Origin of the sequence: Candidatus Devosia phytovorans (genome assembly GCA_029202405.1) — a bacterium.
GTDB classification, from domain to species: domain Bacteria; phylum Pseudomonadota; class Alphaproteobacteria; order Rhizobiales; family Devosiaceae; genus Devosia; species Devosia phytovorans.
On record CP119312.1, the window covers coordinates 3441008 to 3466020 of the forward strand.

Consider the following 25013-nt stretch of genomic DNA (forward strand, 5'->3'; position numbering starts at 1 on the left):
GATTGATTGCTTCAAGTTTCTCGCGTGCAACCAAAAAGCTCGACAGCCGCTTAACTTCGGACTATGAACTTAAGTTCAGGGGGACGTTATTTTGGTTAAGACGATTACGCGAGCCATGCTTAGCGAAGCGGCTTCCCGCCGCACTGGCCTAAGCAAGACAGACACCGCCGCTATTTGCGACGCTATGTTCGAACTCATCGGCGCATCATTAATGCGCGCACAGACGGTTAAACTGACCACATTCGGGTCGTTGCAGGTGCGCTCACGCGCAGAGCGCATGGGGCGCAATCCGCGCACCGGTACGGAACACACGATTTCGCCGCGTCACACGGTGGTGTTCACGCCCAGCGCGCAGTTGCGCGATGCGCTGAACTCACCCGACGAGATCCGCAAGCGTGCGTGAGAAGAAGCGGCGGTAGAGCGTCAGCTCGCCGGCACCCATCGACGGCGCCATGGCGCCAAGATGACCGAGCATAACCTGGGGCGGACGGTAGGACGCCGGCACCGGGAGATGCTTGAGTTCGCTTTCGACCTCGGCAACCAGGCGCTCGCCAAGGGCAGGCGGCAGGATGGTGTCCAGCACGACCAGCGCGGTCTCGATGACCATGGTCGTGTTGTAGACCACGCGCGCAAGGGCATTGCCGCTGTCCTTGATCCACTGGTCGACGACGGGCGCGAACGTATCCCAATCCCAGGTCTCGAACTGACCGGAGATCATCAGGAAACCTGCGTCTTCCAAGCGCTTTTCCAGTACGGCCGTCGAGGCAATGCGATAGGCCGGCTGTAGCGGACCGTCGCCCTGACGCACCAGCATGGCGCCCATATTGGCCGAGTTCCCGCTGGACCCTTCCCAGAGCGAGCCCTCACCCACTATGCCGGCGGCGATGCAGCGCCCGATCATGAAATAGATGAAGTCGCCGGAACGCGGCCGGGACAAGGCGATGAGTTCGGCCCAGCAGGCTGCGTTGCCGTCGTTGACCAAACTCACGTCCAGGCCGCAGCGGCGCTCAAGATCGCCCGCCAAATCGAGGTTAGCCCAGAGCGCGCCCTGCTCTTCCGGCGCTTCGGACAGGTGCATGTAGCCAGCCATGTCAGCGGGCATCGAAACACCGATGTCGCGCAGCCGGCTCTGTCCGGCGTCGCTCAGACCTGCACGCAACTCGCCGATTGCCTTGGCGATTTCCCCCGGCAGAGTACGCGCGTCGGGAAAGTCATAGTGCCAACGCCGCGTGCCCAGCACATTGGCCGTGAGGTCGATCATGACGACATCGACATGCCGCCAGCCCAGCTCGACGCCAATGGAATAGGCGCCCTCGCTGCGCAGAAAAATCGGGGTCGCCGGCTGGCCGCGACGGCCGCGCAGCACCGGACCGCGCGTGATCAGCCCATCCTGTTCAAGATCGATCAGGATTGCCGACACGGTCTGAGGTGCCAGCCCGGATAGACGGGCAATTTCAGCATTGGACACGCCGGAATTGAAGCCGATCAGCGTGAGTACGGCGCGCTCGTTGGCCCGGCGCAATCCGTGGTGCTGGAGGCCACGCCCGCCAGCATCGAACACATCCCGCACCAGCTCTGGTTTTACTGTCATCAGTCACTTTCACCGAGGCCGGTGCCTGAGCCCGATGAAATAACTTCAACAGGCGATTTTAAATTTCAAAGATGTTTGCAGCACGCAAATGCGACAAACATGGGTTTCATAAGTCGTCTGACGATCATGCCAAACGGGGTCCGCCGCGCCTAGGTCCCTACCGGAAGACATCGATAACACTGCCATGATTGTCTATTGGGAGATTTGACAATTCACCAGCAATTCTGCCGAACACAGACACGCATCTGATTCTCTAACAAAAAAACTGAAGAGATATTTGGAAAATTTTGCGCGAATCCTATCGCAAGGCGCGACCCTGCTCGTCGAACAGGTGCACCCCATCCCTGGGCAGGCCGATATGGATCGTCTCATGCAGCTGCAGGTCTGGCGCCCCGTCGAGCTTGATCGTCACCATGTCACCGCTGGGCAGTTCGACATAGGCCAGGGCGTATTCGCCGAACTGTTCGATGACCGCCAGTGTGCCGGAGAAATGGGCCGTGTCCGACGTGGCCAATTGCAGGTGTTCGGGACGCACGCCCAGTGTTCGCACATCGGCCAGTTTTGGGTGGCTCAATGCTAACAGTCTGTTACCCGGAAGTGCCAATCCGTCAGCATTTGCGGTCACATTGAGAAAGTTCATGCGCTGGCTGGCGATGAAGCCGGCAACGAAGGTGTTGACCGGGTTGCGGTAGAGTTCGAGCGGGGTGCCAACCTGCTCGATATTGCCCGCGTTAAGCACCACGATCCGGTCCGCCAGGGTCATGGCCTCGACTTGGTCATGGGTCACGTAAATCATTGTCGCATCGAGTGTATCATGCAGCTTGGCGATCTCGATACGGGTCTGGGCGCGCAGCGATGCGTCGAGGTTCGACAGGGGTTCGTCGAAGAGAAAAACGCGTGGATTGCGAACGATGGCGCGACCAATAGCCACACGCTGGCGCTGGCCACCGGAGAGCGCCTTGGGCATGCGGTCCAGATATTGCTCGATCTGGAGAATTCGCGCCGCCTCGCGGACCCGCTGCTCGACTTCGGCTTTGGGCGTCTTGGCAAGCTTGAGGCCGAAGGCCATGTTTTCGTAAACGCTCATATGGGGATAGAGCGCGTAGGACTGGAAGACCATGGCGATGCCGCGCTGGGGCGAGGGTATGTCATTGACGACCTTGCCCCCGATCGAGATGTCCCCGCCCGTGATCGGTTCGAGACCGGCAATCATGCGCAGCAAGGTCGACTTGCCGCAGCCGGACGGTCCGACGAAAACCACGAATTCACCGGAGGTTATGTCGAGATCCACGCCATGGACCACTTCAAGCGATCCATAGGACTTGCGGACACCACGCAGCGAGACATCGGCCATTTCATGCTCCTCAGGTTTCGATCAGCAGGGTCGCAATCTCGAAGGGCCGCAGCGCGAGGCTGACGGTATTATCCTTGAGCTCGAGGGGTTTGCTGTCGCCCTCCTCCATCAGATTGACCACGCGCACCGACTTGACCGGCACGCCGAAGCTGATCGTTGCGTCGGCCCGAATATTGGCGTGCTCGAAGATGCGCAGCACCACGGCATCGGACTTTTCGGCCTTCTTGACGGTTTCGAGCGTCACATTGGACTGGTCGGCGCTGGCAAAGCTGAAGCTCCGGAATTCGCTGGCTGGGCTGCCGGAAGGTCTGGTTGAACCGACCAGCGCCACCGGATTGTTGAAGCGCTCGGCGGCGCGATGCACTTCGGCGAGGTCGGCAACCCCGTCGTGGACAAACAGCGCATAGCGCAGGCGATGCTCGCCCAGATCGGCCAGCGGATCGGGATGAGTCGAGCCACGCACCAGCGTCAGCCGGACGGATTGTTCAAGACAGTCATAGGCATACTTGCAGTCATTGAGCAGAGCGACGCCAAAGTCGGCCTCGCTGAGATCGACCCAGCGATGCATGCTCGCTTCGAACCTCGCCTTGTCCCAACTGGTGTTGCGATGGGTGGGGCGCTTGACGTGGCCGAACTGGATTTCCGAGCGGATTTCGGAGGTGTTGAGATCAAAGGGGAACTGCGCCTTGAGCACCGTGCGGCGCTCCTGCCAGTCGATAAAAGTGTCGAACTCCACCTGCCGGGCACCGACTTCGAGCGAGATGACCTGCACGACGGTCGAGGCCTGATATTTGCGTTCGACGCGAATGGCCGCACGATGCGGGCCGGTTTCGACAACCGAAATGGATGTCTTGCCATCGGCCAGCGGCCAGAACTGCTCCTCGAAATAGCGGTCGATGTCCCAGGCATCCCATTCCATCGGCTTGTCTTCGTAAGCGATGAGGCGGTTGGCTTTTTCGCCCTGGGCCAGGGTTTCGCGATTGCGCGTCTTGTCGAGAATTGACGTGATTTCGCCCGACTTGTCGAAGGTGATCCTGAGCTTGTCGTTTTCGAGATGCTTTTCGGAAACCGAGAGCGACGACGACACCTTGGCAGCGCCAGAGACGATCTGGCCACCGGTCCAGCCGAGCGGGGCAATATCGGCTGCAGGCGCGCCGAAGCTGGTCGTGCCATCGGCCGATATCAGCTTTTGCAGCGGCTGCACTGCGCCATTGGTGGCGAGCGACGTGCCCTCCTGAACGCCATCGGACGTGACGCTGACAAGGCCCGAGCGAGTCTGACCGGTGAAGTTGAACAGGCGCAACTGGTCCGCACCCGGCTTGGCAAAGGCCTGGGCAGCAGAATGCCAGGGGCCGTTCTGCGAACCGAGTGTCGAAAAGATCTGGCCATATTCATTGTCGCTGTCGACATAGACCTCCGGGATGGAGGTACCCGGCAGGATGTCATGGAACTGGTTGATCAGCACCAGTTCCCAGAACTCGGCGAGGGTTTCACTCGGATAGGCGGCACCAGTCTGGGTCAGCGCCATGGCGCCTAAAAACTCCAGCTCACGCAGCATGCGCTCGGCGCGGCGGTTGTTGGCCTTGTTCTTGGCAACCGAGGTCAGCGTGCCGCGGTGATATTGCAGGTAAAGCTCGCCATTCCAGGTGGGGAACCTGTTGCCCGGCGCATCCATGGCCTTGCCCAGGCGGTCAAGGAAGGGAACGATACCCTCCAGCTTCACCTTTGGCGCGCCGGGAATACCGCGTTCCATGCGGATGCCGCGCTCGATCATGCCACGGGTCGGGCCGCCGCCGCCGTCGCCATAACCATAGGACATGACGACTTCGCTATGCACGGCCTTGGGCTCGTAGCGCTTCCAGGCGCCCATGGTCTCGGACACCGAGAGGTCGCCATTGTAGGTGGTAAAGATTTCTTCGCTGTCATACTTTTGCGCGGTGATCAGCTGGGCCTTGGTCACCGTGCCGTCAATGCCCTTCCAGTGGAAGCTGTCATAGGGATGACGGTCGGTGTCGTTCCAGCTCAGCTTGGACGTGACGAAATATTTCAGCCCCGACTTGTCCATCACCTGCGGCAGGTTGGCGGAATAGCCGAAGGTGTCGGGCAGCCAGACGGTCTTGGGATCGACGCCGAAATGCTCGAGGTGGAAGCGGCGGCCGCGCATGATCTGCCGCACAAGACTTTCGCCCGAGACGATATTGACGTCAGGCTCGACCCACATGGCGCCTTCGATCTCGAACTGGCCCGCCTTGATCTTCTTGATCATGCGGTCCCAGAGTTCGGGATAATCCTTCTTCAAGAAGTCGAAGAGAACCGACTGGTTATACATGAAGATGAACTCGGGATATTCCTCCATCAGGTTGAGCACCGTGGCGAAGGAACGCCCCGTCTTGTCGCGGGTATGCATGACGCGCCAGAGCCAGCCGACATCGAGATGGGTCGAACCCACGGCGGTGATCTGCGGCTGCACCTCGGTATCCACCAGCTTGTAGATCTCGCCAGCGATCTTTTCGGCAGCGCCGAGCGAGGCCTCGAATTCGGGCGTGAAGCCATCGCGGCGATCGAGCGCCCGCAGGGCGCGATCGACGATGTTGAGAATAGCCTGGCGGCGCGGATCGTTCTGATAGAGGCGGACGGCGACGTCGAGTGGGGTCTGAAGGTCCCAGTAGAGTTTTTCGGCGCGTTCGCTACGGGTGTAGAAATCGACCGTGAAACCGACCAGCGGACGGTCAAAGAAGGTAAAAGCATTGACCAGCAGCACATGCTTGTTGCCCGGCTTGGCCTTGCGCTCGATGACCAGTTCGGTGTGATTGCCGTCGAGCGCCTGAGCGATCTTGCCGTCGAGATAGGCGAGACACTGCGGGTCGGTGGAGCCGGGGCGATCCTGCCACTGACTGGTGAACTTGAGGACAAAGGTCTTGCCCCGAGCCTCTTCGGGCACGATGACTTCGGCGGCAAACCAGGTGTGGCCCTGCTTCTTGGCCCAGACGGAATGAGGCCCGAACTTTTCCCACTTGCTCCAATCGGCCTTGAGCGCCTGGTCGGCGGTGACATCGGCGCGCTGCACGTGCCACTGCCAGTCACTATAGGGAACGGGCGTCAGGATCTTGGTTTCAAGGTCCTTGCATAGCCGGATGAGCTTGCCCTCCATCTTGAGGTCATCGTCGAGCAAACCAAGCTTCGACGACATGGGATTGGAATAGGTCATCCTTTAACTCCGACACCGGCGAACCCTGTGTTCATGTTGCGCCGTAACAAGAAATAGACGCCGACCGCCGGCGCTGCGTAGAGAATGGAAAAGGCCGTGAGGAAGCCATAGTTGATGGCACCCTGCTGGCCGAATGCTGCGTAGAGACCGACCGACATGGGGAAGGCATCCTGGACGCGGGCAAAGATCAGCGGCAGCAGAAACTCGTTCCAGGCGCCGGTGAAGCTGAAGAACCACACCACCGCAATGCCGGCCTTGGACATGGGCAGGACGATCTTGGTGATGATCTGTAGCAGGCTCGCCCCTTCGACATAGGCGGCTTCCTCAAGCTCGATCGGCACGGTGTCGAAGAAGTTCTTGAGCAGCAGCAGGGTGAAGGGGAGATTGAGCACGGTCAGCGCAATGATGACGCCGAGCTGATTGAGCAGGCCCGAGCGCTGCGCCGCAAAATAGAGCGGTACCAGCACACCGGCCGAGGGCAGCATGCGCAGCAGGACCAGGGTCCAAAGGAAGGCGTTGCGGCCGGGAATGCGCAGCCGCGACAATGGATAGGCGGCGGAAATCCCGACAATGACGCTGAGGGTGGCCGTGCCGGCGGCGATCAGCATGGAGTTGAGGAATTGCCGCCCGGCATTGCCCGAGACGGCCATGGCGAAATTGTCGAGCCCGAGGGCGCGCGGGATTTCGAGCTGGCCGGTGGACAGTGGATTGAAGGCGTTGAGGAACAGCCAGGAAAAGGGGCTGACCCAGATGACGGCCATGAAGGCGAGGGCAATGGCGGTGAGGCGGGAAGGTCCGGTTTCCATTATTTGGGCTCCCGCAGCATGCGCAGATAGACGAGCGACAAGAGACCGACGATGACCAGCATGGCCACGGAAATGGCGCTGCCAAAGCCCAGGTTACCGCGCGAAAAGCTCTGGTTGTAGAGGAAGACGGCGAGCGTCTGCGTCGCCGTGCCAGGACCACCGCCGGTCATTGCGTAGATCAGCGGGAAATAGGTGAAGGTCCAGATGGTGATGAAGAGCATGTTGGTGGCGATATGCGGCCGGATGATCGGCAATTGCACCAGCCAGATGCGCTGGAACGGAGTGGCGCCATCGACCTTGGCCGCTTCGACCACTTCACGCGATACCGAATCCAGCGCTGCCGAAAACAGCAGATAGGACCAGGCCGTGCCCTTCCAGATATTGGCGATGGTGACGATGGGCAGGGCATATTCATTGATAAAATTGATCGGCGGGAAGCCGAAGGGCGTAACGAAAAGTGCGTTGATCAGGCCGGTCTGATTGGTGGTTGCCGACCACAGAAACGCCGCCACGATATCGGGCAGCAGCCAGCCTAGCATGATGCAGACTTCGACCACGCTGCGGATGGTCGATTGGGTGCCGCGCAGCACCACGGCCAGCAGGAAGCCGAGCACGGATTGGCCGACGATGGCGGAGAAGAAGACGAAGATCACCGTGGTCCAGAGAGACTCGAGAAAGCCACGGCGGGTGAACAGGCGTTCGAAATTCTGCAGGCCGACCCAGCTCCATTCTACCGACTTGCGACCCACGAGGGCCAGATCGGTGAAGCTGAAGGCAAAGGCCCAGGCAGTGAAATAGAGCAGCGCCCCGATCAGCACCATGGCCGGCAGCATGCCGAGGCCAAGCACGAGGAGATTGCTGGTAAGCCAGGGATTGGCCTGGTTTTTCATACTTTTGGCCCCGTCGCCGCCGAAGCTTGAAAACACCCGTCACGGCGGCGCCCGGAGGACATTGGGCGCCGCCGCGTCGGGAGGTGGCTTATTCGTAGGTTATGACGTTCTCTTCGCCGAACTCGTCGACCAGGGCGTCATGGTAGGTCTGGATGACCTCGTCGACGCTGGCACCGTCGAGCAGGTCGGACGTCGCCTGCTGAATCAGGGCCGAGACCGTCTGGTAGCCGGGAATGGTGTCACGGCCTGTTGTGTCGGCGGCCAGCTTGGTTGCTTCAGCGAGGAAGGGATCAGCCGTATATTCGGCACTGTCCGAGATGTCGGTGCGGACGGCCATGCGGTGGGTTGCCAGGGTCCAGGCCTTGAAGTTGGCTTCGTCGAAAATTGACGTCACCAACTTGAAGGCCAGGTCCTGATCGGCAGCCTTGGCATTGATGCCGATGGCCCAGCCACCGGAGATATTAGTGGTTGCCTTGGTGCCGGGTTCGCCCGAGCCAGGCCAGGGCGTCCAGGCGACCTGGGCATCACGCTCCTCGCGGCTCGGGGGATTGTTGCAATCCCAGAGGCAGGCATCTTCCCATGAGCCGGAAGCCAGGATGCCGAGCTGATCGGCCGCCGCCGCAGCGCGTACGGCGGCGCCGATATCGGTGGCATAGTTGAGGTCGGCCGGGTTGAGCTGCTGCTCGTTATAGACTTGGTAGTAGAGATCGAAGACGCGGCGGAGGCCCGGGCTATCACCGATCCACTGGCCGGTTTCGCGGTTGAGCAGGCGGTTGCGATCGCCCTCGGGCACATCGGCGCCGAGCAGCGCCATATAGACGCCCTGCATGGTGGCAGCTTCAGCCTGCTTTGTGCCGGCCGGGAGCTGGAACGGATACTGGACGCCGGCGTCCTTGAGCTTGGTCGCCGCATCGAGAATATCGGCCCAGGTCTTGGGCTGCCACGGCGTGGCAATGCCGGCTTTTTCAAAGTTCGACAGATCGTACCAGAGCATGCGCACGTCGGTATCAGTGGGCAGGGCATAGACCTGCCCCTGATAGGAGGCAACTTCGAGCAGGCCGGGCAGATAATATTGATACTGGTCCCAGGCGCCGGCCAGTTCATCGAGCGGGGAGAGATAACCGGCCGACGCCAGTTCGCTCACCATGAAGCTGTCCATGACGTTGACATCGGCGGCGGTGCCGGCGCTGAGGTCGAGGGCGATGCGCTGGTCATAGCCCTGGCCGGGCAGCTTGATGCCATTGACGGTTTCACCCGTTTCGGCCTCGAAGGCTTCGATACCCGGCTCGACCAGGGCGGAAATCCATTCGGGATACATGAACGTCACTTCGGCATGCGCGGGGATCGCAGCAGCCACCATCAGCGACACAGTGGCCACCGTGGTCAGAAAACCCTTCTTGAGCATGAACTCCTCCTCATCTCCTCCGGCTGCCTCGCTGGACAGCCCCGCCAGATCCTCATCCGGCATGGCGAAAGGTAAACACAAGAGTTAGAACGTTGCAAACGTTAATCGAGATTGGTCAGACATGGTGACCTTATCCGCGCTTTTTCGTTCCTTTTCGTATGTTTAGCCTGTTTTGATTGCCTTCAGAGCGTGTGGAAAGTCTCTGCATCGTTGCAAAATTACGGGTTTCGACTTTACCGCGCGACAGTGTAAAAGCGGAGGCCGGGGAAACGGAGCAGCATGGACAGGAAGTCGACAGTCAAAGCGGGCGGCAATCGCCGGGTCACGCTGCGTACCATTGCGGAAGTGACGGGGTTGAGCCTGTCCACCGTGTCGCTGTCGCTGCGCGGCGGCACGACGCTGAAGCAGGAGACGCGCGACAAGGTCAACGAGGCCGCTGCGGCGCTGGGCTATGTGCCCGATCGCGCCGGGGTCCGCCTGCGGACCGGCAAGACCAATGTGATCGCGCTGGTGATGGACGGGGCGGAAGACTCGATCGATTTCGCTCGCCAGATGATCCAGGGCATTGGCGGCGCCATCAAGGGCACGCGCTACCACTTGACGGTGATCCCCGAGTTCGAGCGACACAATAGCGCCGAGACGATCCGCTATATCCTCGACAACCGCACGGCCGATGGCGTCATCATTACCCATACCGGTCCGCGCGATGCGCGGGTACAGATGATGATCGACGCGGATTTTCCTTTTGTCAGCCACGGGCGGACGGAGTTCTATACGCCGCACCCCTATCATGACTTCCATTCCGAAGCCTTCGCCGAGATCGCCGTCGATCGGCTGGCCGGCAAGGGGTGTCGTGACGTCATGCTGGTGATCGGCGATGACAGCACCACCAATTACCACAATATCGTCACTGCGTTTCGCAAGGCGACGGCGCGAGCCGGCATTGATGGGCGGCTGCTCGAGGGTACGCGCGGCATCACGCCGGCCGAAATGCGCCGTATGGGCGTAGAGCTGGCGGGAAGCCAGAACCGGCCGGACGGCATCATTTCGGATAGCGAGATGCGCACGATTGCCCTGGTGGGCGGATTGCAGGAGGGCGGGATCACGCCGGGGCGCGAGCTGCAGCTGATCTACAAGCAAACCTCGGGCATTCTGCCGACGCTGTTTCCGCAGCTCGACAGCATCCGCGAGGATGTGTTTGCCGCCGGCAGCGAGCTGACCCAGCTGTTGCTGAGGCGGATCGATGGCACGCCGGTCAGCGACTTGCAGAGCCTGGCCGAGCCACAAAAGCAGTGGCGCAGCTAGGCGCTTGTCAATTGATGCGCGGCTGCGCCGGAATGCCGAGATTGCGATAGAGGCCGGCCAGCTCGGGGCCGGTGAAGCTGGTCTCGCCGATGACGAGATTGGCGCCATGCAGGCTCACCGGCGCGGCTTCTTCGAAGGCGAAACGGAGGGCCTGTGCGGCGGTGCGGAAGTTGCGGGCGCCCTGCGCCCTTGCGGTCTGCCATGTGCTGCCAAGGTAAAGCTCGGCGGGGGCGTGAAAATCGAAGTTGGACATGAATACTCTGGTTGTCCGCGCAGAATGCAGCGGGATTTGGGATTGAACAACGCGCGCATCCGTCTGGCGCTCCACAAGGAAGCAGCCACGAGTCAACATGCCGCACCAGTATTGGCGAGGGGTGTGACGCTCGAATGACGGGGGATTGGCCTTGCCAGATTGACCGGAACTGCGGGCCAGCGCTCAAACGTATGTTTCCCAGATAGGCGCTGGTCGTGGCAAGATCAAGGCCGATCGTCAGCTTTGCCGAGAACGCTCGTTCTCCAGAATGCTCCTGGCGATATTGGCGGCCTGGACGCGGATATCGGGGATGGCCTCAATCTCGAAGAAGCGCCCGCGGGTGAGCGGGCCGATGGCGAGAAGGCTGTCATTGGCATTGCCTGCCGTATCGATCACGGCGCAATGCTCGTTGACGTCGAGGCCGATGCGCAACTCGTCGGGACGTCCACGACCGCTGGCCACGAGGTCGCGGATGACCGGATTGGAGCTGGCTTCCACATTGACGCTGACGCCGCCGCAATCATAAACGCGGGCGACAGGCATGATCTCGCGGATCGCGGTGCCGCGGCGCCGGATTTCGGCTTCGGCGGCAAGATCGCGGCCGGTGACGGTGACGAATTCGCCTGCGACGAGGCGTACCTGGCCGCTGGCAACGCCTTCTGCAATGCGCTCATAGAGCTCGGGCGGCAGGCGATGACGATGGATATTCCACCACGGTCGCAGATGGCGCAGGAATTGGCGGCGGGTCTCGCGGCTCCAGCTCTGCCAGATGCGCTGGTTATAGGGCCGGATACCATCCACGACGCTGCGCCAGTCGCCGCCTGCAGCCTCGGTATCGTGGATCAGGCCGCGGAACCACCTCAGCCAGTGCACCAGCCTGGATCCAAAGGGCACGTCACCCTCGGCAATGGTCAGCGGCTTGACGTCCTGATGACCCTTGGGCAGCAGGCCGTTGCGCGAGATGACGGTGATCGGCCCAATATGCTTGGCGTCTGACAGCGAGACCCAGGCATCGACCATGGAAAGGCCGGAACCCAGGATCATCACCTGCGCTTCGGTTGGCAGAACCGTGTCGTCTTCGGAGCCGACGCGCACGGCAATGCCGCGACTGCGGGCAGAATGGGTTTCGTGGCCGACGGCAAGGACGACCTGGCGGCTGGGCAGGACGGTGCCATTGGCCAACACAGTTTGCATGCCCTCTGGTGTGTCCCCGACCGACAGCACTTCGTCCTGCAGCACGGTCAGCCGACCCGGATTGGCCTCACCGGCTTGCTTCAACAGGTCTCTGAGATAGGTGCCGTAAAGCCGACGGGGCACGAAGACCCAGGAACACTGCTCTGGCGGATGGCCGCGCGACTGCAGCCAGCGCGAGAAATGGTCCGGATCGTCGGCGAAGGCGCTCATGCCGCGGGCGGGGACATTGACGCGATGGTCATGCTGGCTGGCGGAATAGGCAACCCCCTGCCCCAGCTGGGCACGCTCGATCAGCGTCACCGTAACGTCGGAGGCCGGATCGCGCAGCAGATGGGCGGCAAGCAGCACGCCGCTGGCGCCACCGCCGATGATGGTGACGCCGGTCATAGACTAAAGCCCTGATGCATTGCCCGTCCCCCTTAGTCGATCATTCGAGTCGCGAATATGGGCAAAGGCAGAGGCTATGACCAGAGAAAATGGCGCCACTGACATTGGAGACTGCCGGAAACTGCATGCCGGCCATGTCGGAACCCGGCCCACGCCGCCACGTTATGCGGGACCTTTGGAGACCCTCGGATCATGAATTTCAGTTGGACAAGCCTCACCCAATCGCAGCGCCTGGCCCTGCGCAATCTTTGCGCCAATGGGCCACACGAACTGCCGCGAGACCTGGGTGAACAACTGACCAGCCTTGGTCTTGCCGAACCGCTGAGCCAGGGCGGTTATGGCGTCAGCCCATTGGGCCTGACGGTCGCTCCGGCCAACTAACGCCGGCGCGGCGTCGCTACGCGGGAGTAGAGGCGGACCATGTTGGTCGAGCCTTCGGCAAGCTGCCAATAGACCTGAGCGACAAGATCCTTCCTGGCGCCGCTGCGCACGAGATCGAGCCCCAGTGCCTGCCGGCTTGCCGCTTCTGGCGAGCTGACGCCCTCGACACGGCTTTCACCAATGTTTTCGGATTCGGGGCGGAGATCCACCACGCGATACGATTGAGACACCGGCAAATTCCTGACCTTGTCTAACTCCACTGCCATTGCAGTAGATAGGCTCGGGCTAGGCTCCACCTATCGAGCCGTCAATTAACTAGATTAATTGGCGCTCCAAATTGTCTCTCCCCGCCGCTAGCATCTGCGTCAGAATCTTCCCTTGATCGACGCGCGGATCGAGGCTGAGGAAAAACCGCCGCTATCGAGTTCGGTGCTGAATTCCAGGCCGAGCAGCAGGCCGGCTTCGGTCTCGTAGTCGACGCCCACGGAAATGCCGCCGACAATGGTCTGGTTGTCCGGCTGGTCGGGCTGCGTGCCTCCTGCAACACCCACATCGAAACCCAGCGAAGGCGTCAGTCGTGAACCGTCGTCGAGCATGATCTCATATTCGAATTCGGTGCCCACGGTCAGGCGATACTGCAACTGGTCACCACCGGGCACGCTGACACTGTCGCCATCGGCATTGGTCACCGTGTAGTCCGCAATGGTTTCATTGCCGAGCGTGAAGGCGATATTGGGCCTGACCTGCAGGTCGTCGAGCTCGAAATAGCCGCTCAACTCGCCCATGGCCAAGAGGCGCGTGGTGTCGAAGTCGCCGCTGAATGTGTCGCCGAACATGTTTGACGTCGCCGTATTGCGCGACTGTCCGTAGAGGATGGTGGCGTCAAAAGACAGGTTTTCGCCCAGTGCGATGGAGACATAGGGACCGATGAGGAAACCGGTGCCTTCCACCATGCCGTCATCGGATTCTTCCGTGGCCCAATCGCCCTGGATCAGCACGCCCGCCAGGATGTCGTCGGTAATCAGATAGTCGGCGCCGACAGCCAAGGTGCCGATCTGGCCCCAGCTTGGATCGTCGTCGGTCGAGGCGTGGATGGTGTAATTCGTATCGAGCCAGATGTTGAAGGGCAGTTGCTCCTGAGACCCAGGATCGCTCAGGGCCAGACCATCCGCGGCCTGTGCGGCAGAATAGGCGCGCCATTCGGCAAGGCTGGTGGAGAAGGCGAGCAACTGGCTGCTGCCATCGGCATTGGCCATGACCGTGCCTGCCCGCGCGCCACTCAATACCGAGCGCCGCATGAAGATATTGGGGAGCTTGATCGAGCTCGACAGCACCCGCATGCGGTTGGCGACGAAAGTATTGCCCATATCCTCGAAGGTTTCCGAGATCGTGTCCGCCTCGGAGCGCAAGGATAGCGTCGCGCTGACATCGGCAATGCCATCGGCCGAGACCAGGACGAAGAAGTCGACGCCACCCGCCGCCATATCGGCCTCGCTCACCGTATAGGTGGCGCTGCAGGTCATGGTCTCGCCCTCGTCGAGCGATGTGCGCGGGCAGTTGAACGACAGCGCCGACGAGATGGAAATATTGTCGGCCGGGCCGGCATTGGCAGCGATCAGCGCCGAGACGGTGATACTCTGGCCTGCTTCGAACAATGCCATGGAATCGGCCTCCAACACGACCGACAGCGCGCCCGGAGCCGCACCAGCCACCGTCACATTGGCTGCGCCACTATAGCTCTGGCCATAGTTCTGAGTGCCCAGATAATGCGCCGTGATGGCATTGGCACCCGGATCGAGATCGGTCAGCACAAAGCTGGCCTCGCCGTTGATAAGGTCGAGCGTATCGAGCAGCACGCCGTTCTGGAGGATTTCGACCTGGCCGTCATTCACCACGACGCTAGAGGTCACATTGATCGTCGCCGTCACGGGAATGGTGGGCCGCACCTGGCTGGCCGAGAGAGAGACGGAGGTCTGGGTCGGCAGCTGCGCCGTGGCCATGATCGATGCGCTATCCGAAGCCGCCGTAAACCAGTCGTCGCCAGAGTAGTCGAAGGTGAAGGTCGTCGAGCCGGGGCCGAAGCTGCCGGCTGGATAGGAGAAGTTGGCGATGCCGTTGACGAGGGTCAGCGTGCGCATGGGCAGACCGCCGCCAACGAGGTCAATTGTGCCGGTCGGGGCGCGGCTGATGCCATTGGGTGGGTTGACGGTGATCCGGCCGACCGCGCTGCCATCGAGCAGGATGCTGATGTTTGCAGAAAGGGTCGGCGTGGCCTTGGCGGCGCTGACGATTTGCGGCGACGAGACGGAACCCTGATCGGCACTGCCGCCATCAGGCACGAACTCGGCGCGGAATTCGACCGAACCGGCAATCGGGTCGCTGGTGACGGTTGCGGTGGAGCCACCATTGGTCGGAACCTGGGCGAAGGTCACGCCGTCCGCTGTAAAGATGATCGTGCCGGAATTGACGAAACCACCACCCAGGCGCCGCACATTGGCGGTCAGCTCGACCGTCTCGCCAGGCAGGACACTGGTGGCAGAAACCCGCAGTTCCGTTTCGGTCTCGGCCCCGGTCGGCGCAACCACGAGCGTATCCGAACTCGGCAGGGTGAGCAGGTCACCAGGATAGTCGGCGCGGAAAGTGGTGGCCGTATCGTCGGTCATCACGAGGCTGAGCGTTGCCACGCCCAGGACCAGCGGTGCGGTGCCCAGGGTCACGCCCGTGGTTTCATTGACGAAGGTGACGAGGCCGAGGGGAACCACTACGCCACCGGCGGCCGTGACCGTTGCTGTCAGGGTGAAGGGTTCGCCGACCTGCGGCGCTGTCGGACTGCCCAACAGGACCGTAGTGCTGACGACCTGGACCGGTGGGAGACCCAGCACATTGAGCGACAAGCCGAGTGCGGCACTGCCGTCATGATATTGATCGCCGACATATTCGGCAGTGACCAAATGGATGCCGACGGCGGGCGAGACCAGCGTGTGCACGGCCTGGCCGTTGTTGTTGACGGCAACGGTGGCGACCACATTGCCATTGTCGCGAAAGATGACATTGCCGCTGACCGGCTCGCCGGGATTGAGCGCCGTCACAGCCGCGGTGAAGGTAGCGGTTTCGCCGAACAGGATGTCCCCGAGCGGCGCCGACAGGGTGGTCAGGGTTGGTGAGGTCACGTTGAGGATGATCTCGTCGGAGCTGCCAAGGTCGATGCCGGTTGTCGAGACATAGCGGGCGCGAATGGTGTGCTCGCCAGCTGAGAGGCCAAGCGTTGCATAGCTTGCGCTGCCCAGAAGGGACGGCGCCGTCAGGACATCAGTGCCGTCGACCGAGAAGATGATGCTGCCCGGCCCTGCCGGTCCGTTTGAAGGCGCGTTGCGCTCGACGCTGGCCACGAAGACCAGCGGCGTCAGTGCCGAAACCGAGCCTGTTGGACCCGAGAGGGTCAGCGTCGTCGGTACGGCTGTGACATTGATGGGCGGGCTGGTGCCGGTGGAGGAGGCGAAGGCCAACAGGCTGGTGAACTGGGCCGACAACGTACGGGTGCCGGTCGTCGTGAAGGGGATATTGAAATTGGCGGTACCGTCAGCCGCCAGTGCTCCCGTCGCCAGGGGCAGGCCGGTCTGGCTGTCGGTCAGGGTGACGAGACCCGACGGCGTGTTTGTCCCGCTGTTGGCGGTAACCTCGACGGTTACACCAAGACTTTCGCCGATGACAGCAGAGTTGGCCGCGGGGGTGACCGTAGTGGTTGTCGGCACGTTGAGCAGGGGCGCGACGACGAGCATGGAATAGCTGCGCTCTCCGACATTGCCGGCGCTATCAACGGCGCGGACCGTGAAATTGTAGAAGCTCGGCACGATCGGTGTCCCCGAAATGATGCCCGTCGTCGTGTTGAGCGAGAGACCCAGCGGCGGCAGGGAGAGGTTGATCGCGCTGTAGGTCACTGCACCCACGGCATTGGAGGGCACAACGGAGGTCGAATAGAATTGGCCGGCGATGCCGTCGGGGACGTCGGCAGGCAGGTCCAGCGTGACGGGCGCGGCGGCGACGATCAGGGCGAAGCGGCGCGAGACACGGAAGCCGTCGGCATCGGTCACGGTAATGGTAGGGTTGAAGCTCCCCTGCTCGGTCGGCGTGCCCGAGATGACGCCGCTGGTGCTGATCGTCAGGCCTGCCGGGGCGTCAGTCAGCTCATATTGATAGGGCGCGCGACCGCCACTGATGCTGACGGAGGTCGGCGGATAGGGTTCGCCTTCCTGGCCAGCTTGCGGGGTGAAGGAGATCGTCAGTTCCGGCTCGGCAATGGCAAGGCTATAGGTGCGGCTGTTGATGAGGCCCGCATTGTCAGTGGCGGTTATGGTGAAGCTGAAGTCGCCGGTGGCCGTCGGCGTGCCGGTGACGGCGCCGGTGGCGGTGTTGAGGCTGAGGCCGGTGGGCAGCGCGCCGGCGGCGAGGGCATAGGTGAAGGGGGCGGTGCCACCCGTGGCGGCGACACTGTCGGCATAGACCTGGCGATAGATCGGCGTATCGAGCACACCAAGCGTCGCATTGCCGACATTGGTGTCAATCGTGAGTTCGACGGTCTGGGCGGCGGTAAAGCCATTGGCGTCGGTGGCGGTGATGGTCACTGTGCTGGAGCCGGCTGCCGAAGGCGCACCGGTGATGGCGCCGGTCGATACATTGAGGCTGAGACCGGTGGGCAGCGTGCCGGTGGTGACGGCATAGCCCAAAGGTGCAGCGCCACCCGTGGCGGTGATCGAACCGGCATAGAGCTGGCCGATGCGGCCCAGGGGCACATTGGCGGTCAGCGCAATGGTGGGTGCGGCGATAGTCATGCCGTAGGTCACATCGACGGCAAAACCATTGGCATCGGTGACCGTGAGCACGAAGCTGAAGCTGCCGGCGTCGGTCGGCGTGCCGCTGATCGTGCCATTGGCGCTGATCGTCAGACTATCGGGCAGAGATGAGCCGGCCTTCAGCGCCACCTGATAGGGCGCCTTGCCGCCCGTAAGGCCCACCGTGTCGGAATAGGCGGCGCCGGCCACGGCATCGTCAAGCGTGCCGGCGGCGGCGATTGTGGGGGCGACGACGGCCAGCACATAGTTCCGGCTATTGGTGCGGCCATCGCTGCCGGTCACCGTGACCGCTATGGGATAGTCATCGACCAGCAGCGTCGAACCGCCGAAAATGCCATTGGTGACGTTGAAGGTGATGCCCGCCGGCAGGCTGCCGGACAGCGCATAGGTCAGTGGCGTGGCGCCGCCAGTGGCCGCGACCGAGGCGGAATAGGTCTCTCCGGCGACCACCTGCGGCAGGCTGGCCGGCAGGGTTGCCGTACCGATGTCGCTGGTGATCTCGACCGTATAGGTGGCACTGGCGGTAAAGCCATTGGCGTCGGTAGCGGTAATGGTGAAGCTGCGCATGCCGATCATGGTCGGCGTGCCGGTCAATTCCCCGGTGGTCGTATCAAAGCTCAGGCCGTCGGGCAGGTTTCCGGTGAGGACGAAGTCCACCGGTGTCGTGCCGTTGAGGAGGGTAATGGTCTCGCTGACCGGCCGGCCGCGCATGAAGTCGGTGGGTAGGCTGGAGAGCGAGAGGACCGGCGGGGCGATGGTCAGTGCAACCTGAGCCGTGCCGGTGAAGCCATTGGTGTCGGTGGCGGTCAGGGTGGCGTTGAAGGTGCCGGCCTGGGTGGCGGTGCCCGAGACCACGCCGGTGGTGGCATTGACGGTAACGCCCGCGGGCAGGCCAATTGCCGAATAGGCATAGGGGGCGATGCCGCCAATGGCCGCGACGAGGCCGGTGGCCGGTTCGCCGAAGTCATGGTCGTCAATGGCAGCGGTCACGATGATGGGTGGTGCCAGCACGGCAATGGCGACGCTGGCGGTGACAGAATCGCCATTGGCATCGGCAATTTCAAGCACTAGCGCATAGCTGCCGAGCGCCAGCGTGGTGCCGGTGAGCTTGCGGGTGACCGGATCGAAGGTGATGCCGGCCGGCAGGGTGGCGCTGATGACGCTGGTGCTATAGGGCCCGGTGCCGCCCGAAACGCTGATGGTCTTGTCGACCGTGGTGCCGGCGGTGATGGCACCGATATTGGTATCGACCACCAGGGTCGCGGCCGGCTGCACCTCGAGCGTATAGCTGCGCAGGCCGACGAGCGGGGTGGCTGCCGAGTCGGTAGCGCGCAGTTCGAAGGTGAAGCTGCCAGCAGCCGTTGGCGTGCCGGAAATGCGCCCCGTCGTGGCGTTGAGCGACAGGCCGGTGGGCAGGCTGCCCGAAGCGATTTCATAGGCATAGGGCGGTGTGCCACCAATGGCGGCCAGGGCCTGCGAATAGGGGCGGTTCTGGCGCGGCGTGGCCAGGGTGGACGGCAGCACGATCATCGGCTGGGCATCGACATCGACGCTGGCGTCGAACCGGCCGGTAAAGCCATTGGCATCGGTGGCAATAATGCCGAAGGCATAGGTACCGGCCGTGGTCGGCGTGCCGGAGAGGACGCCCGTGCTGGTATCGACGCTGAGTCCGGGCGGCAGGCTGCCGTCGGACGTGAAGCCCATGGGCGCAGCGCCACCGGTGACGGTGACCGACCCGGTATAGGGCGCGCCGACCGTGGCATCGCCAAAGGTGCCGGAAACGCTGACCGTTGGAGCAATGGTCACTACCGTATAGGCTTGGGCGCCGGCAAAGCCATCGGCGTCGGTGGCCGTGATCTGGAAACTGGCGCTGCCCAGCTGGGTGGGGCTGCCGGTCAGATCGCCGTTCAGCGGATTGAGCGCCACGCCCTGCGGCAGGCTGCCCATGGTGACGCCATAGACATAGGGGCTGGTGCCGCCCGATGCGGCGACGGACTGGGCGAAATCCACGCCGAAAGTGGCGCTGGGCAGGGTCGGCGGCAGGATGACGGTGACGGGCTCCAGCACCGTCAGTTCCGCGGCGACACTACCGGTGGCATTGAGAGAATCGGTGGCGGTGACAGTCCAGTTGTAGGTTCCCGCAGCGCCCAGCGTGCCCGAGACAATGCCGCTGGACTGATCGAGATTGAGGCCGGGTGGCAGGCTGCCGAGCGTCACGGCATAGCTATAGGGCGGCGGCAGGACATTGGGCGTGCCGCCAAAGGCGGTGAAACTGCCGGTATAGGCCATGCCCGAGACGGCACGCGGCAGGATGGGCGTGACGCTGATGGCGGTCGGGGCCGGCGAGATCGTGATGTCGCCTCCGGCGAGCGTGCCGGTGCTGCCCAGGTAATTGCCATTGGCGGCATAGTTGACCGTGACGGGCCATGTGCCGGCCGGAATGACGCTGAGGCTCAGCGATCCCGTGCCATTGACCAGGGCGACCGGATAGGTGGCCGGACCGATGTCGATCGTGGCGGTACCAGGAACCGGCGCATTGCCATTGGTGGTGCGGACCGAGACGGCGAAGGTAATGGGCTGGCCGACGAAGGCTGTCGATGGCGTTGCCGTGACGGTGGCGGTGGTGGCCGCGGGGCTGATGGTGATGGATTTTGGATCGGTCAGATCTGGGCTGAAGTTGAGGTCGCCGCCATAGGCAGCGCTGACCGTATGCGTGCCGGCGCCAATGGTCGGCAGGACCAGCGTGGCGGTGCCGCCGGCCAGGATGCCCGAGCCGACCTGAGCGCCGTCGACATAAAAGAGAACTGTGCCTGTCGGCGTACCACCAGAGGAGGTGGCGGCGGCCGAGACGGTCAGGATGGCACCGAACTCGCCATTGGGTGCCAGGGTCAGCTGCAAGTCGGAACTGGCCTTTCCGGCCGAAATGGGCTGGGCCAGGGTGGCACTGCTGGGGGCAAAATTGGCGCCGCCCGAATAGGTGGCGGTGACCGAATGGCTGCCGGCCGTCTGCAGCACCTGATTGATTGTCGCCGTGCCGTTGACCAGGGCAATTGGCGGGCGCGCCAAGCCATCGACGGTAAAGATGATCGTGCCGTTGGGCGTGCCGTGGTCGGCAGTGACATTGGCAGTCAGGGTGACAGTATCACCCACGATATATGGACCTGGCGAGGCGGTGAGCGCGGTCTGGGTGGTGGCGACATCTATCTCGACCCCGCCATTCAGCGTCGCCGTTGTCCCAAGATAATTGCCATTGGCGGCATAGGTGGCCGTGACGCTATGCGTGCCCACGGTCAAAGCCGAAGTGGTGAGGCTGGCGACGCCCGCGCCATTGACCGTGGCCGGCGCCTGGGCCTGGCCGTCGACAATGAAAATCACGGTGCCGCCCGGTGTACCGGCGTCGGAGGCCAGCGTCGCGGTCAGCATCACCGCATCGCCAAAGCGCGCCGGGTCAGGAGTAGCGTCGAGCACCATGCTGGTCGCAGCGGCGCTCAGTGTGACCGTGGTCGATCCGGCCACCGGGCTGAAATGCGTGTCGCCGGCAAACTGGGCGACAATGGTATGCGATCCGGCCGACAGGACACCGAGATTGAGGCTGGCCACACCGCCGGTTGGGGTCACCGGAACACGGGCCACGCCATCGACAAGGAAGGTCACGTCACCGGTCGCGGGCGTGCCGGTGGTCGAGGTCAGGGTGGCCGTGGCAGTGATGGGCTGGCCGAAACTCGGCGAGGCGGGACTGGTGGTGACCGCTATGGCGGTCGCTGCCCGCGTGACCACCACGCCCCCGGGAAGTATCGTGCTGGCCGCAGCATGATCGCCGTCGCCGGCGTAGCTGGCGCTGACCGTGGTGACGCCCGGCTCCAGCCCGGTTACGGTCAGCGTCGCGACACCGCTGGCATTGAGCGCGGCAGGAGCCTGCGCCACGCCGCCGACGGTGAAGATCACACTGCCCGACGGCGTGCCGGAAATGGCGCTGGCTTCTGCGCGCAGGGTCACCGGCTGGCCAAAGGTAGCCGGGAGCGGCGTTGCCGATGCAGTTAGCGTCGTCGCCGCAGGTGCTACCGTCAGATTGCCGGAGAGGGCGCCGGTGCTCGCGGCGAAATTGGCATTGCCGAGATAGTTGACGGTGATGGCGTGACTGCCGCGGGTCAGGGCCGACGTGGTGAGGCTGGCGGCGCCGGCGGTGAGGCTGGCGGTGCCCAGCAGATTGCCATCGGCGCGGAATTCCACCGTGCCGCCTGGAATGCCCTGGCTCGACGTGACGGCGGCCGAAATCGTCGTGCTTTCACCGAGGCGAATACTGGACGGCAGAGCGGACACTGTCGTGGCTGTGGTCGCGGCGGAAACCGTCATGCTGCGGTCCGTGGCTGCACTGGCCAGATAACTCGCGGTCGCCACATAGCGGGCGCCGAGCGTGTAGCTGCCGACGGCGAGATCGACCAAAGGCAGCGTCGCCACACCGTTCACCAGCGGCACGGCCGGGCGGTCGACCGAATTGACCGTGAAGATAACGGTGCCCGCGGGCGTGCCACCGGTGGAAGTGACCGTGGCCGTCAGGGTCGCCGTATCATGATAGACGGGATTGGCGGGGGCAAAGGCCAGGGTGGTGCTCGTGGCTGCGGCGGTAACGGTGGTGCCGCCGGACAGCGTACCACTGCTCGAGGCATAGCTCACGTCACCGACATACAGTGCGGTGATGCTGTGGCTGCCCACGCCGAGGTTGGAACGCACGAGGCTGGCACTGCCGCCCGATAGCGCCACGGGCGACTGCGGCACGCCGTCAATGCTGAAGACGACATTGCCGGTGGGTGTGCCGCTGCCCGGCGCGACGGGCGCGACCTGGGCTGTGAAGGTGACCGTCGCGCCGAGGGCCGGGGCGGGAGTGTCGGAGGATATCGACACCGAGGTGGCCGCTCGCGCGACGGTCTGTCCGCCCGGGAGGGAGGCGGAACTGGGATTGAGATTGGCATTGCCCGAATAGGCGGCGGTTACCGTATGGGTGCCGACCGGTTTGGCGGACATGGCAAGGCTGGCACTGCCGCCCGACAGGTTGACCGGATCGCTGTCGACGCCGTCGATCGTGAAGACAACAGTGCCCGTCGGGGCGCCGGCGGCTGCAGGACCACTGGCGATGGCGGTAAGGGTCAGGCCCTGCCCCGTCACCGATGGATTGGCCGAGGAATTGACCACAAGCGTGCTGGCGGCCTTATTGACCGTGCCACTTCCGGTGTCTGAACTGGGCAGATAGCTGTCGCCGCCCGAATAGGCTGCCGTGATGGCATAGGTACCGACGGCAAGATCGGGCACCAACAGGTTGGCGGTGCCATTGACCAAGGTCACCGGAGCCTGCGCCACGCCGCCGACAGTAAAAACCACGGTGCCATCCGGTGGAGCCAGGCTGCCGGCAGCGCCAACGCCGGCCATCAGGTTGAGCGGCTGTCCAACCGTAACGGCCGACGTGGGGCTCATGACCGTGGCGGTGGTCGTCTTGTTGACCACGAGACCACCGCTCAGCGTCGCCGTGCTGGCGGCATAATTGGTCACACCGAGATATTCGGCTGATATCGTGTGATTGCCACCTGTCAGTCCGCTCAGGGAGAGGGTTGCCTTGCCGGTGAGATCCAGCGCAACGGGTGCGCGGGCAACGCCATCCACAGTAAAGACCACACTGCCATTGGGCGATGGCGTGCCGCCGCTGACTGTGGCAGTGACGGTCGCAACCTGCCCAAAGGTTATGGGGCCATTGCTGGTCAGGGCCGTCGTCGTGACGATGGCGCCCACCGTGTGGCCGCCGTCGAGCGTGGCGCTGGCTGCCTCCAGATCGCCGGTACCGGCATAGCTGACCGCAACCGTATGCGGGCCGACGGCCAGTGCGGATGTGGTGACGCTGGCAATGCCATTGTTGAGAACGGCAAGCTGGGCAGCGCCATCGATAGTAAAGGTGACGAGGCCAGGCGGGGTGCCACCACCCGAAGTCAGGGTTGCGGTGAAGGTCACCGGCTGGCCAAAGCTCGTATTGGTGCTGGGCGACTTGCTGACCGCGATCGCTGTTGGCGCCTTTACCACCAGCTGGCCGCCCGGCAGGTTGCCATTGCTGGCGAGATAATTGTCCGAGAGGATATAACGCGCATTCACCACATGCGTATTGGGGATGGCGGCATTGACGGTGAGCTGGGCCCGACCATTGGCATCGAGCGCCACAGTGCCTCGATCGAAGCCGTCAACGCTAAAGACAACTGAACCTTGCGGTATGCCCGTGCCTGGTGCAACGGAGGCGACCTGTGCCGTGAGGATGATCGGGCTGCCGACCGGCGCAGAGGCTGTCGAGCTGGATACCGTCGTGGTGGTGGCGGCCCGGTTGACGGTGTGACCGAAGGCCAGCGTACCGCTGCTCGGATTAAAGCTGGCGGCGCCGCTATAGCTGGCGCTGACGGTGTGGTTGCCGACGGTGAGACCCGCAACATTGAGTGTGGCGACACCTGATCCATTGAGGGCGACTGGCGACTGAGCCACACCATCAACGGTGAAGGTCACATTGCCCGTCGGCGTCAAACCATCGGTGGCGGCTGCGGTTGCGGTCAGGACGGTATTCTGGCCGAGAACCGTCGGGCCATTGCTGCTGACGGCCAAGGTCGTTGGCGAGGGCCCGGGCGTGCAGGTGACGGTGACCACGATATCGGTCGGGTTGCCCAGCAGGCCGGCAATCAATACGCCGGCTTGCGGATCGTTGGACTGTGCCGTGACCGCCAGATTGAGCAGTTCGAGCCCCAGCACTGAGCCAACAACGCCCGACATGGTGTGGGTCGGGGCATTGGTGGTCTGCTGCGTCAGGTAGAGCCCGCCAGCGGACAGGATCAGCGTATTGCCAGACCGGACCGGGGAGGAGGTGTGGGAGTAATTGAGCCGATCGCCGCCAAAGAAATTGGTCAGCAGGATCGTCCTCGTCTGAATCGGCTGGGATTTGCCGGTGTAGTTGAGCAGGCCGCTGTTGACGGCGTTACAACCAGCCGATGCTGCCAGCGCCATTGACGCCAGCATCAGGACCAGGAGAACGCCCAGCATGACACTGAGCGTGCAGCGCCAGATCAACCGGACACCAGCCTGCAAGAGCGCTGCATCCGCGGGTGAGCCGGTTGACCCGGAATCCGTTGGACCGCTCGTACCATTCTGGCCGAACGCAAACAAACTCAACAAAATTACTCGCTGCTTACTAGATACACGCAGCGTTCCCACCATCAGATTATTCAGCAGGTCTTGCCAAATACCTAACAGTTCTCAATATTTCTAGGTCGGGGATTTGTGTTTAATTTGAAGTTAACTAATATAACTTCTTTCGCTCAAAGCACGAGGCGAAGGAGGACAAGATCATTCGGGAACGCAGGCTTTGGG

General features: G+C 62.9%; 13 protein-coding genes. 3 read left to right on the top strand and 10 right to left on the bottom strand.

From position 1 onward, the window contains the following. Positions 1 to 115: 115 nt before the first annotated feature. Positions 116 to 403 (top strand): HU family DNA-binding protein, encoded by a 288-nt coding sequence (locus P0Y65_16875; protein WEK06826.1) that lies wholly within the window; start codon positions 116 to 118, stop codon positions 401 to 403. Here P0Y65_16875 and P0Y65_16880 read toward each other — a convergent pair. The 6 genes from P0Y65_16880 to P0Y65_16905 form a co-directional block, all read right to left on the bottom strand. Then, a complete protein-coding gene (locus P0Y65_16880; GenBank protein WEK03846.1) occupies positions 374 to 1591 on the bottom strand; it encodes an ROK family transcriptional regulator in 1218 nt (405 codons plus the stop codon). The genes P0Y65_16875 and P0Y65_16880 overlap by 30 nt on opposite strands. Positions 1592 to 1889: 298 nt before the next feature. Continuing rightward, positions 1890 to 2945: a sn-glycerol-3-phosphate ABC transporter ATP-binding protein UgpC gene (gene ugpC / locus P0Y65_16885; protein WEK03847.1), complete on the bottom strand. Its 1056-nt coding sequence runs from the start codon at positions 2943 to 2945 to the stop codon at positions 1890 to 1892. 10 nt (positions 2946 to 2955) lie between these two features. Next, entirely contained in the window at positions 2956 to 6153 is a 3198-nt protein-coding gene (locus P0Y65_16890) for a glycoside hydrolase family 38 C-terminal domain-containing protein (GenBank protein WEK03848.1), read from the bottom strand. Beyond that, positions 6150 to 6959: a carbohydrate ABC transporter permease gene (locus P0Y65_16895; protein WEK03849.1), complete on the bottom strand. Its 810-nt coding sequence runs from the start codon at positions 6957 to 6959 to the stop codon at positions 6150 to 6152. The genes P0Y65_16890 and P0Y65_16895 overlap by 4 nt, the downstream gene beginning before the upstream one ends. Continuing rightward, a complete protein-coding gene (locus tag P0Y65_16900; GenBank protein WEK03850.1) occupies positions 6959 to 7849 on the bottom strand; it encodes a sugar ABC transporter permease in 891 nt (296 codons plus the stop codon). The genes P0Y65_16895 and P0Y65_16900 overlap by 1 nt, the downstream gene beginning before the upstream one ends. Positions 7850 to 7937: 88 nt before the next feature. After that, positions 7938 to 9254, bottom strand: a complete 1317-nt coding sequence (locus P0Y65_16905) for an extracellular solute-binding protein (GenBank protein WEK03851.1) — start codon at positions 9252 to 9254, stop codon at positions 7938 to 7940. Positions 9255 to 9533: 279 nt separating this feature from the next. Here P0Y65_16905 and P0Y65_16910 point away from each other — a divergent pair, with 279 nt between their 5' ends. Then, the gene (locus P0Y65_16910; protein ID WEK03852.1) at positions 9534 to 10559 is read left to right on the top strand and encodes a LacI family transcriptional regulator; all 1026 of its coding nucleotides are present in this window, start codon (positions 9534 to 9536) and stop codon (positions 10557 to 10559) included. Between the two features lie 7 nt (positions 10560 to 10566). Here the strand turns inward: P0Y65_16910 and P0Y65_16915 are convergent, their stop codons facing one another. After that, complete coding sequence (locus P0Y65_16915; GenBank protein ID WEK03853.1) at positions 10567 to 10812, bottom strand: hypothetical protein; 246 nt, start codon at positions 10810 to 10812, stop codon at positions 10567 to 10569. Between the two features lie 237 nt (positions 10813 to 11049). Further along, entirely contained in the window at positions 11050 to 12393 is a 1344-nt protein-coding gene (locus tag P0Y65_16920) for an FAD/NAD(P)-binding protein (protein ID WEK03854.1), read from the bottom strand. 192 nt (positions 12394 to 12585) lie between these two features. On the opposite strand from P0Y65_16920, the gene P0Y65_16925 reads away from it, so the two are divergent. Beyond that, the gene (locus P0Y65_16925; protein WEK03855.1) at positions 12586 to 12774 is read left to right on the top strand and encodes a hypothetical protein; all 189 of its coding nucleotides are present in this window, start codon (positions 12586 to 12588) and stop codon (positions 12772 to 12774) included. On the opposite strand, the gene P0Y65_16930 is transcribed toward P0Y65_16925, so the two are convergent. Continuing rightward, positions 12771 to 13004 carry a hypothetical protein gene (locus P0Y65_16930; GenBank protein WEK03856.1) on the bottom strand — a complete coding sequence of 78 codons (234 nt, stop codon included), beginning with the start codon at positions 13002 to 13004 and terminating at the stop codon, positions 12771 to 12773. The two genes, P0Y65_16925 and P0Y65_16930, sit on opposite strands and share 4 nt — an antisense overlap. 135 nt (positions 13005 to 13139) lie before the next feature. Beyond that, the gene (locus P0Y65_16935) at positions 13140 to 24731 is read right to left on the bottom strand and encodes an Ig-like domain repeat protein (GenBank protein WEK03857.1); all 11592 of its coding nucleotides are present in this window, start codon (positions 24729 to 24731) and stop codon (positions 13140 to 13142) included. Positions 24732 to 25013: the final 282 nt, after the last annotated feature.

What these genes read in the sequence shown, in the direction of transcription:
- P0Y65_16875 (WEK06826.1), top strand. Translation starts at nt 116, where the DNA reads ATGCTTAGCGAAGCGGCTTCCCGCCGCACTGGCCTAAGCAAGACAGAC.
- P0Y65_16880 (WEK03846.1), bottom strand. Translation starts at nt 1,591, where the DNA reads ATGACAGTAAAACCAGAGCTGGTGCGGGATGTGTTCGATGCTGGCGGG.
- ugpC (WEK03847.1), bottom strand. Translation starts at nt 2,945, where the DNA reads ATGGCCGATGTCTCGCTGCGTGGTGTCCGCAAGTCCTATGGATCGCTT.
- P0Y65_16890 (WEK03848.1), bottom strand. Translation starts at nt 6,153, where the DNA reads ATGACCTATTCCAATCCCATGTCGTCGAAGCTTGGTTTGCTCGACGAT.
- P0Y65_16895 (WEK03849.1), bottom strand. Translation starts at nt 6,959, where the DNA reads ATGGAAACCGGACCTTCCCGCCTCACCGCCATTGCCCTCGCCTTCATG.
- P0Y65_16900 (WEK03850.1), bottom strand. Translation starts at nt 7,849, where the DNA reads ATGAAAAACCAGGCCAATCCCTGGCTTACCAGCAATCTCCTCGTGCTT.
- P0Y65_16905 (WEK03851.1), bottom strand. Translation starts at nt 9,254, where the DNA reads ATGCTCAAGAAGGGTTTTCTGACCACGGTGGCCACTGTGTCGCTGATG.
- P0Y65_16910 (WEK03852.1), top strand. Translation starts at nt 9,534, where the DNA reads ATGGACAGGAAGTCGACAGTCAAAGCGGGCGGCAATCGCCGGGTCACG.
- P0Y65_16915 (WEK03853.1), bottom strand. Translation starts at nt 10,812, where the DNA reads ATGTCCAACTTCGATTTTCACGCCCCCGCCGAGCTTTACCTTGGCAGC.
- P0Y65_16920 (WEK03854.1), bottom strand. Translation starts at nt 12,393, where the DNA reads ATGACCGGCGTCACCATCATCGGCGGTGGCGCCAGCGGCGTGCTGCTT.
- P0Y65_16925 (WEK03855.1), top strand. Translation starts at nt 12,586, where the DNA reads ATGAATTTCAGTTGGACAAGCCTCACCCAATCGCAGCGCCTGGCCCTG.